The following is a 13,885-nucleotide window of genomic DNA, read 5'->3' as shown; positions in this document are numbered from 1 at the left end:
CGCGCGCTGTCCGGCGTCAGATGTGAGGCGCCACCTCCGCGCCGAACGCCGTGATCTGGTCGACGAGTTCGCCGCGGTCGCGGCAGCGGAAGCGCACCTGGATCTGGTCCACGCCCATCTCCCGGTAGGCCCGCAGGGACTCGGCGAGCGCGTCCGGGCGGCCGGTGAGGGTGCGGCGGCCGACGTCCCAGGCGGGCTCGCCCACGTACAGCGGCTCGGTGATGGCGCCGACGACGAAGGGCTCCTCGATGCCCGCCTCCGCCCGCAGCCGTTCGATCCGCTCGATCCGGCCGGGCAGCCGGTCCCGCGGATCGCCCTGCGGCAGCCAGCCGTCGCCCTTGAGGGCGGCCCGGCGCACGGCGGCGTCCGACGACCCGCCGACCCAGACGGGCACCCGCTCCTGGGCGGGCCGGGGCCGCTGGCCGAGCCCCTCGAAGTCGTACAGCTTCCCGTGGTGGACGGGGAACTCGTCCGGCCCCAGGGCGGCCCGCAGCGCGTCCACGACCTCGTCCAGTACGACCCCGCGGCGGCCGAAGTCGACCCCGAGCGCCTCGAACTCCTCCCGTACGTGTCCGGCTCCCACCCCGAGCACGAGCCGTCCGCCCGAGAGGTGGTCGAGGGTCGCGTACTGCTTGGCGGTCAGCAGCGGATGGCGCAGGCCGACGATCGCGACATGGCTGAGCAGCCGGACGCGTGTGGTGGCGGCGGCCAGGAAGGCGAGGGTGGCGACCGGGTCGTACCAGATCGTGCTCATGGCCGGGGCCAGGCGGCGGGGCACGCCGACGTGGTCGCAGCTCGCGAGGTAGGCGAAGCCGGCCTGGTCGGCGGCGCGGGCGATCGCGAGGAGGTCGTCGGGGCCGGCGGCGGCCTCCCAGCGTTCGGCGTAGAGGGTGCTCTGGGACTGGATCGGCAGCTGGATGCCGTACGGGAGCGTCACGCGGCACCGCCGGGCCCCGGCCACAGCCCGTCGTCCGTGAGCCCCAGCAGCTCGATCGCGTTGCGCCGTACGATCCGCTCGACGACGTCCGCCGCCAGGTGCCCCATCTGCGCCTCGCCCACCTCGCGCGACTTCGGCCAGGTGGAGTCGGAGTGCGGGTAGTCGGTCTCGTAGAGGACGTTGCCGACCCCGATCGCGTCCAGGTTCCGCAGTCCGAAGGCGTCGTCGAAGAAGCAGCCGTAGACGTGGTCGGCGAACAGCTCGGACGGCGGGCGGTGCACCTTGTCGGCGACGCCGCCCCAGCCGCGGTTCTCCTCCCACACCACGTCCGCGCGCTCCAGGATGTAGGGGATCCACCCGATCTGCCCCTCGGCGTACATGACCTTGAGGCCGGGGAAGCGTTCGAACTTGCCGCTCATCAGCCAGTCGACCATCGAGAAGCAGCAGTTGGCGAAGGTGATGGTGGAGCCGACGGCGGGCGGGGCGTCGGCGGAGGTGGACGGCATACGGCTCGACGAGCCGATGTGCATGGCGACGACGGTGCCGGTCTCGTCGCAGGCGGCGAGGAAGGGGTCCCAGTCGTCTGTGTGCACGGAGGGCAGGCCGAGGTGCGGGGGTATCTCGGAGAAGGCGACGGCGCGGACCCCGCGGGCGGCGTTGCGCCGCACTTCGGCGGCGGCCAGCCCGGCGTCCCAGAGCGGGACGAGGGTGAGGGGGATGAGCCGTCCGCGCGCCGACGGCCCGCACCACTCCTCCACCATCCAGTCGTTGTAGGCGCGCACGCACAGCAGGCCCAGCTCGTGGTCGCGGGCCTCGGTGAAGGTCTGGCCGCAGAAGCGCGGGAAGGTCGGGAAGCAGAGCGCGGACTGGACGTGGTTGACGTCCATGTCGGCGAGGCGCCGGGGGACGTCGTACGAGCCGGGCCGCATCTGCTCGTAGGTGATCACCTCCAGCTTGATCTCGTCCCTGCTGTAGCCGACGGCCGTGTCGAGGCGGGTGAGGGGGCGGTGCAGGTCCTCGTAGATCCACCAGTCGCCGAGCGGGCCGTCGTCCCCCGGGGCGCCCATCACGGGCTTGAAGCGGCCGCCGAGGAAGGACATCTCCTTCAGCGGCGCCCGGACGATCCGCGGGCCGGTGTCCAGGAACTTCTTCGGCAGCCGGTCCTGCCAGACGTCGGCGGGCTCCACGGTGTGGTCGTCGACAGAGATGATCTGCGGAAACGCGGTGTCGTGGGTGTCCATGGCGCCCACGGTAGCGCTGATCTGACGACCCGTCAGCTAGGTGGATCGCACCTCCCCGGGGGCGGACGCGGGCGCGCGGACGGGAGAAGAGAATGTGAGGGCCTTGTGACGCCCCGGGCACCCGGCCGCGCGTGCCTGTGACGGCCGTCTCCCCCGGCTGACGCATCCGCCATGAACAAGGCAAACTGGCGGAGTTGTTGAGGATGCCTAGGGGGACCCCCATGGACGACGGTGTACCGCGCGTGCCGGAGCAGAGGCGTCCCGGCTCCTCCGAGGAACCGGGAGCGCTGCGCTTCAGCCTGCTCGGTCCGGTGCGCGCCTGGCGCGGCGAGGAGCCGCTCACCACGGGCTCCCCGCAGCAGCGCGCGCTGCTCGCCGCCCTGCTGCTGCGCGAGGGCCGTACGGCGACGGCGGGCGAGCTGATCGACGCGCTGTGGGGCGAGGACCCCCCGTCGCAGGCGCTCGCGGCGGTGCGTACGTACGCCTCCCGGCTGCGCAAGGCGCTCGACTCCGGCGTCCTGGTGAGCGAGTCGGGCGGCTACGCGATCCGGTCGACCGGCGAGGGCGCGCTGGATCTGGCGGTGGCGCAGGACCTGGCGGCGGAGGCGGAGAAGGCGCGCCACACCGGGGACCTGTGCCAGGCGCGGGCCCTGCTGGGCCGCGCGCTGACCCTGTGGGACGGGGAGGCGCTGGCGGGGGTGCCGGGGCCGTACGCGGAGGCGCAGCGGGTCCGGTTGGAGGAATGGCGCCTGCAACTCCTTGAATCCCGGCTCTACATGGATCTGGAGCAGGGCTGTCACGCGGAGACGGTCTCGGAACTGACCGCCCTCACGGCGGCGCATCCCCTGCGGGAGCGGCTGCGCGAGCTGCTGATGCTGGCGCTGTACCGCAGCGGGCGGCAGGCGGAGGCGCTCGCGGTGTACGCGGACACCCGTCGTCTGCTCGCCGAGGAACTCGGCGTCGACCCGCGCTCCGGCCTGCGCGACCTCCAGCAGCGGATCCTCCAGGCCGACCCGACCCTCGCCGAACCGTCGGCGCCGGTGGCGGAGCCCGCCTCGGCGCCGGTCCGCCCGGCCCAGCTCCCGGCGACCGTCACCGACTTCACCGGGCGGACGGCCTTCGTGACGGAGCTCGGCGAGGTACTGGCCTCGGCGGACGGCCGGGTGATGGCGGTGTCCGCGCTGGCGGGGATCGGCGGCGTCGGCAAGACCACGCTGGCGGTGCACGTGGCCCACCAGGCCCGCTCGTCGTTCCCGGACGGGCAGTTGTACGTCGACCTCCAGGGCGCGGGGGCGCGGGCGTCGGAGCCGGAGGCGGTGCTCGGTTCCTTCCTGCGGGCGCTGGGCACCGCGGACTCCGCGATCCCGGACTCGCTGGAGGAGCGCTCGGCCCTGTACCGCTCGGTGCTGGACGGCCGCCGGATCCTGGTCCTGCTGGACAACGCCCGCGACGCGGCCCAGGTACGGCCGCTGCTGCCGGGCACCGCGGGCTGCGCCGCGCTGATCACGTCCCGGGTCCGGATGGTGGACCTGGCCGGCGCCCACCTGGTCGACCTGGACGTCATGTCCCCCGACGAGGCGCTGGCCCTGTTCACCCGGATCGTGGGCGAGGAGCGGGTGGCGGCCGAGCGGGAGGCCGCTCTGGACGTGGTGGCGGCCTGCGGCTTCCTGCCGCTCGCCATCCGCATCGCCGCCTCCCGGCTGGCGGCCCGGCGCACCTGGACGGTCTCCGTGCTGGCGGCGAAGCTGGCGGACGAGCGGCGCCGGCTGGACGAGCTCCAGGCCGGGGACCTGGCGGTCAAGGCCACCTTCGAACTGGGCTACGGGGCCCTGGAACCGGCGCAGGCCCGCGCGTTCCGGCTGCTGGGCCTGGCGGACGGCCCGGACCTCTCGCTCGCCGCGGCGGCCGCGGTGCTGGACCTGCCCGTGGAGGACACGGAGGACCTGCTGGAGTCCCTCGTCGACACGTCGCTGCTGGAGTCGGCGGCGCCGGGCCGGTACCGGTACCACGACCTGGTGCGGCTCTACGCGCGTGCCTGCGCGGAGCGGGACGAGCAGCCGCCGGGCGAGCGGGAGGCCGCCATGTCGCGGCTGCTGGACTTCTATCTGGCCACGGCCGCCGGGGTGTACGCGATCGAGCGGCCCGGGGACCGGCTGGTGGACCACCTGGAGCGGACCCGGTATCCGGGCCTCGCGTTCAGCTCGCCGCACACCGCGCAGGACTGGCTCTACGCCGAGGCGAACTGCCTGATGGCCTGTGTGCGCCAGTCCGTCGGCACCGCGACCCTGCGCCGGGCCGTGGACCTCCTGTGGGCGACCAAGGACCTGGCGGAGTCGGGCGCCAACGCGCGCGGGTACGAGGTGGCGGCGCTGGCCGTGCGGCAGGCCGCGCGCAAGGCCCGGGACGCCCGCGCCGAGGGCCGGGCCCGGACCGCCCTGACCAACGTCCATCTCGTCGCCGGCCGGTTCCGGGAGGCCGACGAGGAGGCCCGGCAGGCCATGGCGCTGGCGGCCGAGGCGCGGGACCCGCTGCCGAGCTGCTGGGCCCCCAACGACCGGGGCATCATCGCCATCTACGAGAACCGGCACGCCGACGGCGAGCGCTATCTCCAGCAGGCGATCGACAACTTCCGGGCCGACGGCAACGACGTCGGCGAGGCCAGCGCGCTGTGCAACCTCTCCCGGATCCACGTGGCGATGGGGCGCACCCCCAGCGCGATCGAACTCGCGCAGCAGGGCATCGACATCTACGACCGCATGGGCCTGACCCTGCGGCTCGCCAACGGCCGGTACGCCCTGGGCATCGCGCTGACCCGGGCCCGGCAGCTGCCGGAGGCGCTCGACCAGCTCACCGAGGCGCTGTCCCTGTTCCACGACAACCGCCAGCCGCTCTGGGAGGGCGTCACCCACTTCCGGATCGCCGAGGTCCACCTCGCCGCCCAGCGCCCCACGCTCGCCGCGAGCCACGCGGAACAGGCCATCGCGCTGCGCGGCATCGGCGGGGAGTGGCGGCGCGGCACGGTGCTCACCGTGCTGGGCCGGGCCCTCGCCGCCATCGGCCAGTCGGACCGCGCCAAGGCCTGCTGGCTGGAGGCCCTCTCCATCTACGAGCAGCTGGACTCGCCCGAGGCGGACGAGGTGCGCGGGCTGCTCGCGCCGGCCGCCGCCGCGTAGCGCCCGTCGCGGGCGTTCATCGTTCGTTTATCGCCGCTCGGCAGGATTGCCCGCGTCGATCCGTCGCGTCGGGGGGCAGACGGATCGCGCGGTGGCCGCACCACTAGGGTGAACGGCCCTGGGGCGCCTGCCCGACAGCTCACGGGGGAGCGGTCGGGCGGGCGCCGCCGCCGTACGAAGCACCGACTTGCTGGAGTTGAGGATCATGGCGCAGGCCGAGAAGAACGACGATGTCATCAAGCCGCTGGACAACCACGCCTCCGCCGTGGAGGAGGGCGTCCTCGCCACCGTGAAGGAGACGGCGGCCGAGGACGAGGTGACCACGCTCGACAACCACGCCTCGGGTGAAGAGGCCAAGCTCCTGGACAACCACGCCTCGGACGAGAAGGCCTGAACACCCGCTGACGGGGGACGTCGGCCGCGGCGGCACCGAGGGGGAGCCACCGCGGCCGACGTGTGCGCCGGGGCCGGTCCGCGACGGACCCGCCCCGACCGGTCTCAGGACCGCCCGCGCAACTCGCCCTTCACCACCTTCCCGCTCGCGTTGCGCGGCAGCCGCGCCACGAACTCCACCGCCCTGGGCACCTTGTAGTTCGCCATCTCCCGGCGGGCCCAGGCGATCAGGTCGTCGGCCGTGAGCACCGCGTCCGCGCGCCGGACCACGAAGGCCCTGCCGACCTCGCCCAGCCGGGTGTCCGGCACGCCGATCACCGCGACGTCCAGGACATCGGGGTGCAGGCCCAGAAGCTGTTCGATCTCCGCCGGATAGGCGTTGAAGCCGCCGACGATGAACATGTCCTTGAGCCGGTCGGTGATCCGCAGGTTGCCCGCCGCGTCCAGGACGCCCACGTCCCCGGTGCGCAGCCAGCCGTCCGGGGTGAGGACCTCCCCGGTCGCGGCCTCGTCCTCGTAGTAGCCGCGCATGACGTTGAAGCCGCGGACCAGCACCTCGCCCGGGGTGCCCGGGGCCGCGGCCGCCACCCGCACCTCCGTGCCGGGTATCGCCCGGCCCGAGGTCGAGGCGATCACCGACGGCTCGTCGCCGCGGCGGCACATCGTGACGATGCCGGCGGCCTCCGACAGCCCGTACGCCGTCAGGACCGTGTCCACCCCGAGTTCGCCGCGCAGGCGTTCCACCAGGCGCAGCGGTACCACCGCCGCGCCGGTCACCACGAGCCGCAGCGCCGACAGGTCGTGGGCGTCCCGACAGGCGTGGTCCAGCAGGGACTGGTGCAGGGTCGGGGGGCCGGGCAGGACCGAGATCCGCTCCGCCGCGATGTTCGCCAGCACCGTGTCCACGTCGAACACCGGCTGGGGGACCATCGTCGCGCCGCGGGTGAGACAGGCGATCACGCCCGCCTTGTAGCCGAAGGTGTGGAAGAAGGGGTTCACGATGAGGTAGCGGTCGTCGCGGCGCAGTCCCGCCAGGTCGGCCCAGATCTCGTAGCCCCGTACCGTCTGCGCGTGGGTGATCACCACGCCCTTCGGGCGGCCGGTGGTGCCGGACGTGAAGATGATGTCCGACGGCATGGACGCGGTCACGCGGTCCGCCCGCTCGCGCACCTCCGCCTCCCCCACCCCCTCCCCGCTCGCCAGGAAGTCCTTCCAGCTGCGGAAGTCGGCCGGGGCGTCGTCCGAGAGGACCACCACGTCCCGCAGCGCCGGCAGCCCCGGCAGCGGCATCGCGCCGGCCCCCTCCCCCGCCGCCCTGCGCAGTGCCGCCACGTACGAGGTGCCCAGGAACGTCCCCGTCACGAACAGCAGCCGGGCCCCGCTGCGCCGCAGCACGTCCGCGGCCTCCGCGCCCTTGAAGCGGGTGTTCAGCGGGACCAGCACCGCGCCCGCGGACACCGCGCCCAGCGCCGAGACGATCCAGTCCAGGGTGTTGGGGGCCCAGACGGCGACGCGGTCGCCGAGGCCGACGCCGTTCGCCAGGCACGCCGCCGCCGCGCGCTCCACACGGGCGCCCAGTTCGGCGTACGAGACCCGGGTACGGCCCTCCACCACCGCCTCGGTGTCCGCGTACCGCTCGGCCGCCGCGCGGACCAGGGCCGGAACGCTGTCCCACTCCACGTCACCGGGCATCACAACCGGCCTCCCCATCTAGTAGCTGACTACCCGTCAGATTAGTTGTAACCTGACGACCTGTCAGCAGTCGGCTCCTCGCGCGGAGGTGTGTGCAGCATGGCGGGATCCCGTGCCGGAACCGGCCTCAAGGACGCCACCGCGATCGTCGGGATCGGCCAGACGGCCTTCGCCCGGCATCTCCCGGAGGACGAGCGGACGCTCGCCTGCCGGGCCGTCCTGGCCGCCCTGGACGACGCCGGGATCGCCCCGGGCGAGGTCGACGCGCTCGCCTCCTACACCATGGAGGAGACCGACGAGGTGGAGCTGGCCAAGGCGGTCGGCTTCGGCGACCTCACCTTCTTCGGCAAGGTCGGCTACGGCGGCGGCGGATCGTGCGCCACCGTCGCCCACCTCGCCGCCGCCATCGCCTGCGGACAGGCGACGGTCGGGGTGGCCTGGCGCTCGCGCAAGCGTGGCTCGGGGCCCCGGCCCTGGCGGAACACGACCGCCCAACTCCCCACCCCGGCCCAGTGGACCCGGCCCTTCGGGCTGCTGAGGCCGGCCGACGAGATAGCCATGCTGACCCGCCGCTATCTGCACGAGTACGGAGCCGGCCGGGACCACCTCTTCAACGTCGCCCTCGCCTGCCGCAACCGCGCGAACCAGAACCCGGCGGCCGTCATGTACGAACGGCCGCTCACCCGCGAGATGTACATGACCTCCCGGTGGATCAGTGAGCCCCTCTGCCTCTTCGACAACTGCCTGGAGACGGACGGGGCGTTGGCCTGTGTGGTCGTGTCGCGGGAACGGGCGCGCGACTGCCGCCGGCCGCCCGTGTACATCCACTCCGCCGCCCAGGGCCTGCCCGCCCAGCACCACGGCATGGTCAACTACTGGAACGACGACCCGCTCACCGGGCCCGCCTGGACCGCCGCCCGGCATCTGTGGAAGCACGCCGACCTCACCCCGCAGGACGTGGACGTCGCCCAGATCTACGACGCGTTCACCCCGCTGATCCCGCTCTCCCTGGAGGGGTACGGCTTCTGCGGGCGCGGCGAGGGCGGCGCGTTCACCGAAGGGGGCGCGCTGGAGATCGGCGGACGGCTGCCCCTGAACACCGCCGGCGGCGGGCTCAGCGAGGCCTACGTGCACGGCTTCAACCTCATCAACGAGGGCGTGCGGCAACTGCGCGGGACCAGTACCGCGCAGGTCCCGGGCGCCGCCACCTGCCTGGTCACCGCCGGAGAGGGTGTGCCCACCTCCGCCCTGCTGCTGCGCACCTGACGAGCCGAGGAGTCGACCCACGCCATGCTCACCCCCGTCACCGACGCCGACGGCGCCCCGTTCTGGCAGTACGCCGCGCAGGGCGAGCTGCGGATCCAGGCCTGCGCCGACTGCGGCGAGCTCCGCTTCCCGCCCCGCCCCTGCTGCCCGCACTGCCAGTCCTTCGGCACGGCCTGGCGCAAGGTCGACGGCCGGGGGCGCATCTGGTCCTACGTCGTCCCGCATCCGCCGCTGCTGCCCGACTACGCGGAACAGGCCCCGTACAACGTGATCGTCGTCGAACTCGCCGACGCCCCCCGGATACGGCTGGTCGGCAACCTCGTCACCCGGGCCGGGGCACCGCTGAACTCCGTCCCGCCCGGTCACCTCCGCATCGGTGCCAGGGTGCAGGTCGTCTTCTCCGACGGCGGCCTTCCGCAGTGGGTCGCGGAGCGGCCGTGAACGGCGTGCGGGTCAGCACCGACCAGGACACCGGCGTCGCCGTCGTCACCCTCGACCGGCCCGCGCGGCTCAACGCGATCGACCTGAAGACCGTCGACGAACTGGTCGCCCTCTGGCGGGAGTTCCGGTTCGACGACACCGTACGGGCCGTGGTGCTCACCGGGGCGGGCGAGCGGGCGTTCTGCACCGGGCTCGACCGGGACGCGGTCGTGCCGCAGCCCGCGTCGCCGTACATGCAGGACGATCCGCTGCTGCGGGTCGGGCCGAAGGCCAACGACCTGTGGAAGCCGGTGATCGCCGCGGTGGCCGGGATGGCCTGCGGAGGGGCCTTCTACCTGCTCGGGGAGAGCGACTTCGTGGTCGCCGACACGACCGCCGCCTTCTTCGACCCGCACACCACCTTCGGCATGGTCAGCGCCTACGAGTCCGTCCTCATGGCGCACCGGATGCCGTACGGCGAGGTCGCCCGGATGATGCTGATGGGCAGCGCGGAACGGATCGGGGCCCAGCGCGCGTACGAGCTCGGGCTCGTCTGCGAACTCACCGCGCCCGGCGAGGCGTTGCCGGCCGCCGTGCGGTGCGCCACGGTCATCGCCGGATACCCGACGCGGGGCGTGCAGGGGACCGTACGGGCCCTGTGGGCGGCGCAGGAGGCGGCGCGCGCGGCGGCGTTCGCGCAGGCGCCGCAGCTCATCTCGCTGGGGAACCTGCCCGCGGAGGAACAGGCCCGGCTGTTCGCCGGGCGTCCGACGGCCGCACCCCGGATCCGCTAGCGCGGCTCCGTCGCCCGCGCGCCACCGGGGTCACGCCGACGGGGCCACCGGCTCCGCTTCGCAGTGGGCCACCCTCGCCGCGACGGCCCGGTCCAGGACCACCTCCAGCAGCACACTGTCCCGGGCGGCCACCGTCACGTCCATGGTGCGCTCCTCGAGGGTGACACCGCTCGCGTCCTGGAAGGCGATGTGCACGGAGAAGACGCCTTTCGTGGCGTTGTAGTTGCTGACGCCGAGCCGGGCCTTGGGCTCCTCCGCCGTCGCGCACCGCTCCAGCCGGACGTCGGCGACGTCCGACGTCGTGGGGCTCGGTGTGGCGGTCCGCGCGGTGGAACCGCCCCCGCCGGTGGTGAGGTCGCCGTCATCGTCGTCGTCGTAGCGCGAACCGGACGTACCGCCGCCCGATGACGAGCCGTCGTGGTCCTGGCCGGAGCTGCTGCACCCGCCGCCCCCGTCGTCGCCGTGACTGCGATGTCCCCGGCCGGTGGAGAAGCCGGTCAGTGCCAGTACGACCAGTACCGACACCGCGGTGAACCTGAGTCTGTGCCCCCGTCGATCCATGCACGGCACACTAGTCACCGCCTGTCACGAGCATGTCACCGCTGGGCGTCCGGCTCGTCCCGATGTGCCGTCCGGGGCGGAGCCGCCGCCGGGGTCAGGCCCCGCGCGCCGTGCCCGTGCCCTTCTCCGCGTCGAGCGCGTACACACAGCGGTCCTTGCTGCACGCGTACACCACGCCGTCCTTCACCACCGGCGATCCGGTGATCTCGCCGCCCGTCGCCAGCTTCCACCGCAGTCGGCCGTCGTCGGCCTTCAGGGTGTAGAGCAGGTGGTCGGTGGAGCCGAAGTGGATACGGCCCTCGGCCACCGCGGGCGCGCCCACGATGTCGCCGCCCGCCTGGAAGCGCCACTTGGGCGTGCCGGTGACGGCGTCCAGCGTGTACAGGCCCTTGCCGCTGCCGACGTGGACATGGCCCGCGGCCACCAGCACCGGATCGGTCGACGACCGGGCCTCGGTGGCGATGCGCCAGCGGTCGCGACCGTCGGCTGCGTCGAGCGCGTACACCGTGCCGAGGTAGTCGGCCAGGTAGACCCCGCCGCCCGTCACCGCGGGACCCGGCACGAAGGTGGGCGGGGACAGGAACGCGGCCGGGGCCTCGAAGTGCCAGCGCACCCTGCCGGTGGACACCTCGACGGCCAGGACCCGGGTGCCCGCGCTGACGTACACATGGCCGTCCTGGGCGCGGGTGACACGGACCGGCACCCCGCCGCAGGAGGCCGCGTCGCCGATCGGGTACGACCAGCGCTCCTCGCCCGTACGGGCGTCGAGGGCGCGCAGCCGGGCGTCCTGCCAGACGTACACCGTGCCGTCGTGGACGGCGGGGCCCGCCTCGGGGGACTCGAAGTCGCTCTGGCAGCCGGCGATCTCCCACAGCCGCTGCCCGTTGGAGGCCTCCCAGGCCTGGACGCCGCCGCCGCGCGTGCCGGTGACGACCGTGCCGCGGTCGGCCTTCAGGGAGTACACCCAGGCGTCCGTGGACAGCCGCCACAGGTCACCGCCCTCACGGGCGTCCAGCGCGAACAGGGTGGGGCCGTCGGAGGCGTGGATACGGCCGTCGGCGACCGCCATCGACCAGGCCACGTCCCGGGTCTTGAAGCGGCGCCGGCCGGTCGCCACGTCCAGGGCGTGCACCTCGAAGGAGGTGACGTAGACGAGGTCACCGGCGACCGCCGGGGTGCCCCACACGTCGTTGGACATGCGGAACCGCCAGGGGCGCCAGCCGGCCGCCGTCTCCGGCGGCACCGGGGGCACGGGAGGCGGCACGGTCACGGCGGGTTCGATGCCGTTGACACCGGGGCGCGGCCTGGCCCAGGAGGCGACCAGACCGGCCTCCGGCGGGGGCGCCTTGACGGCGGCGGCGCGGGCGTCGGCGACGCGCGGACCGGGTCCGATCGGCACCGCGGCCCCGGCCAGCCGGACGGGTCCGGTGTCGGGGGCGCCCACGGGGGCCGGCACCGGCGGCGCCGGGATGACGGGGTCGCGCGAGGGCGGGGGCGGCACGGGGGGCCGGCCCGCGCTGCGCGGACCGGGCGCGGGCGCCTTCACCGGCGGGCGGCCACCGCGGCGCGACTCGATGAGCCCCACCGCCTTCTCGGGCAGCCACGCGGACGCGGTACCGCTGTCGTCGGAGCCGGAGCCGAAGAGATGGGGGGCCAGCTGGGCCTGGAGGTCGGCGGGGTTCGGGCGGCCCGTCGCCTCCATCTGCATGCAGGACTCGATGAGCGGGCGCAGCTCGTCCGGGAGGCCTTCCAGGTCGGGGCCCTCGCGCAGCAGCATGAAGACGGTCTCGACCGGATTGGCGCCGTGGAAGGGCGGGTGTCCGGTGGCGGCGAAGACCAGCATCGAGCCGAGCGAGAACACGTCGCTCGCGCCGGTGACGCTGCGGGAGTCCTTCGCCTGCTCGGGGGACATGTAGGCGGGCGTGCCTACAGCCACGTTCGTCATCGTCAAACGCGTGTTCGAAACGCCGGAGGCGATCCCGAAGTCGATCACCCGGGGGCCGTCCTCGACCACGAGGACGTTCGAGGGCTTGAGGTCACGGTGGACGAGCCCGGCGCCGTGGATGGACTGCAACGCCTCCGCGACGCCCGCCGCCAGCCAGCGCACCGCCTGGGCCGGGAGCGGCCCGCAGTCGTTCACTATCTCCTCGAGCGAGGGCGCGGGGACGTACGCGGTGGCCAGCCACGGCACCGCGGCGCGCGGGTCGGCGTCGACGACCGCGGCCGTGTAGAAGCCGGAGACCGCGCGGGCCGCCTCCACCTCGCGGGTGAAGCGGACCCGGAAGAGCTGGTCCTCGGCGAGCTCCGTACGGACCGTCTTGATCGCCACGCGCCGGCCGGACGCCGAGCGCGCGAGATAGACCAGCCCCATGCCGCCGGCACCCAGCCGTCCCAGCACCTCGAACGGCCCGATACGCCGCGGATCGTGCTGCGTCAGCTGATCCACCACTTGCCCTGCCACCTCCCCGTACGGGCCGCGTCGACCCCTGTGTGTACGCGACCCCGTGCAGCGTCTCACCACCGCACCGCCGTGGCGGCACGCACCCTGATTCTTCCTGGCCGGGCCGCAGGTTGCGAACCCGGTGACAATCGGGGTGTCTCCCATGTTATGGGGGCAAAACCGTGGTGATCAGCGCTCCAGCAGCGCGAACGACGCCCCCTGATTGTCGGTGACGACGGCCACCGTGCCGTACGAGGCGGCGAAGGGACCCGCCTGGACGCGTCCGCCGAGCCGGTTCACCGTATCGAGCGCCGCCGCGCAGTCCGCCACCCGGAAGTGCACCAGGAAGTGCGGCGGCATCTCGGCCGGGAAGAGGTCGGCCACCGGGGTCCGGCCGAACTCGGGCTCGGAGTCGGGGCCGAACAAGGCGTCGTAGAAGAGGTCGCCGTAGAACGCGTTGACGGCGGCCGTGTCGCGGGCGTAGAGCTGGGCCCAGGCGAAGGTGCCCGGTGCGCGGTGGGTGCCGAAGCCCGGGTGGGAGCCGGGCTGCCAGAGGCCGAAGACCGCGCCCTCGGGGTCGGCCACCAGGGCGGCGACGCCCAGGGCCGCGGGGCCCGGGCCGCCGACCCGCACGGGCTCCGTCACGACCTGCCCGCCCGCCTGCCGGAGCCGCCCGACCAGCGCCTCGACGTCCGGGGTCGCGAAGTAGACCGTCCAGACGGTGGGCATCCGGCCGTCCGCCTTGTGCTCGAGCCCGGCGACGAGCTCACCGCCCTCACGGGCCCATACGGAGGAGCCGGACGCGTCGTCGTACGTCCACCCGAAGAGCTCGCCGTAGAACCGCTTGCCCGCCTCCACGTCGGGAAGCTGCGCGTCCACCCAGCAGGGGGCGCCCTCACGGACGTCCTCTCCGTACCCCGATGCCCTGTTTTCGGCCATACCGCCAAAGTAGCCGTGCCGCCCGCACC

Annotated in this window: 11 protein-coding genes; 5 read left to right on the top strand and 6 right to left on the bottom strand. The window is 73.8% G+C overall.

Annotation, left to right across the window (positions count from 1 at the left end):
• Nucleotides 1-16: 16 nt before the first annotated feature.
• Both ACWCQK_RS18785 and ACWCQK_RS18780 read right to left on the bottom strand, forming a co-directional pair.
• Entirely contained in the window at nucleotides 17-937 is a 921-nt protein-coding gene (locus ACWCQK_RS18785; protein ID WP_451156270.1) for a TIGR03619 family F420-dependent LLM class oxidoreductase, read from the bottom strand.
• Nucleotides 934-2,178 (bottom strand): amidohydrolase family protein, encoded by a 1,245-nt coding sequence (locus tag ACWCQK_RS18780; protein WP_451156269.1) that lies wholly within the window; start codon nucleotides 2,176-2,178, stop codon nucleotides 934-936. Before ACWCQK_RS18780 ends, ACWCQK_RS18785 begins: the two co-directional genes overlap by 4 nt.
• A 221-nt stretch (nucleotides 2,179-2,399) precedes the next feature.
• Between ACWCQK_RS18780 and ACWCQK_RS18775 the strand changes: the two genes are divergently transcribed.
• Together ACWCQK_RS18775 and ACWCQK_RS18770 are read left to right on the top strand one after the other, a co-directional pair.
• Nucleotides 2,400-5,351, top strand: a complete 2,952-nt coding sequence (locus ACWCQK_RS18775) for a BTAD domain-containing putative transcriptional regulator (protein WP_451156268.1) — start codon at nucleotides 2,400-2,402, stop codon at nucleotides 5,349-5,351.
• Between the two features lie 205 nt (nucleotides 5,352-5,556).
• The gene (locus ACWCQK_RS18770) at nucleotides 5,557-5,745 is read left to right on the top strand and encodes a hypothetical protein (RefSeq protein ID WP_451156267.1); all 189 of its coding nucleotides are present in this window, start codon (nucleotides 5,557-5,559) and stop codon (nucleotides 5,743-5,745) included.
• Between the two features lie 104 nt (nucleotides 5,746-5,849).
• Here ACWCQK_RS18770 and ACWCQK_RS18765 read toward each other — a convergent pair whose 3' ends face one another.
• On the bottom strand, nucleotides 5,850-7,436 hold the full coding sequence (locus ACWCQK_RS18765; protein WP_451156266.1) for a FadD3 family acyl-CoA ligase: 1,587 nt from the start codon (nucleotides 7,434-7,436) through the stop codon (nucleotides 5,850-5,852).
• Nucleotides 7,437-7,535: 99 nt separating this feature from the next.
• Between ACWCQK_RS18765 and ACWCQK_RS18760 the strand changes: the two genes are divergently transcribed.
• The 3 genes from ACWCQK_RS18760 to ACWCQK_RS18750 are packed head-to-tail and all read left to right on the top strand — an operon-like array spanning nucleotide 7,536 to nucleotide 9,916.
• Nucleotides 7,536-8,702: a lipid-transfer protein gene (locus tag ACWCQK_RS18760; RefSeq protein ID WP_451156265.1), complete on the top strand. Its 1,167-nt coding sequence runs from the start codon at nucleotides 7,536-7,538 to the stop codon at nucleotides 8,700-8,702.
• Between the two features lie 24 nt (nucleotides 8,703-8,726).
• Nucleotides 8,727-9,143, top strand: coding sequence for a Zn-ribbon domain-containing OB-fold protein (locus tag ACWCQK_RS18755; protein ID WP_451156264.1), 417 nt, complete (start codon nucleotides 8,727-8,729; stop codon nucleotides 9,141-9,143).
• Nucleotides 9,140-9,916: an enoyl-CoA hydratase/isomerase family protein gene (locus ACWCQK_RS18750; RefSeq protein WP_451156263.1), complete on the top strand. Its 777-nt coding sequence runs from the start codon at nucleotides 9,140-9,142 to the stop codon at nucleotides 9,914-9,916. Before ACWCQK_RS18755 ends, ACWCQK_RS18750 begins: the two co-directional genes overlap by 4 nt.
• Before the next feature lie 30 nt (nucleotides 9,917-9,946).
• On the opposite strand, the gene ACWCQK_RS18745 is transcribed toward ACWCQK_RS18750, so the two are convergent.
• The 3 genes from ACWCQK_RS18745 to ACWCQK_RS18735 form a co-directional block, all read right to left on the bottom strand.
• Nucleotides 9,947-10,477, bottom strand: a complete 531-nt coding sequence (locus tag ACWCQK_RS18745) for a hypothetical protein (RefSeq protein WP_451156262.1) — start codon at nucleotides 10,475-10,477, stop codon at nucleotides 9,947-9,949.
• Nucleotides 10,478-10,571: 94 nt separating this feature from the next.
• Nucleotides 10,572-12,926 (bottom strand): outer membrane protein assembly factor BamB family protein, encoded by a 2,355-nt coding sequence (locus tag ACWCQK_RS18740; protein ID WP_451156261.1) that lies wholly within the window; start codon nucleotides 12,924-12,926, stop codon nucleotides 10,572-10,574.
• A gap of 180 nt (nucleotides 12,927-13,106) precedes the next feature.
• Nucleotides 13,107-13,856: a VOC family protein gene (locus ACWCQK_RS18735; RefSeq protein WP_451156260.1), complete on the bottom strand. Its 750-nt coding sequence runs from the start codon at nucleotides 13,854-13,856 to the stop codon at nucleotides 13,107-13,109.
• Nucleotides 13,857-13,885: the final 29 nt, after the last annotated feature.

Source organism: Streptomyces sp. NPDC002306 (assembly GCF_053593435.1).
The sequence above is the reverse complement of the archived record's forward strand: the minus strand, read 5'-3'. Positions and strand labels throughout refer to the sequence as shown.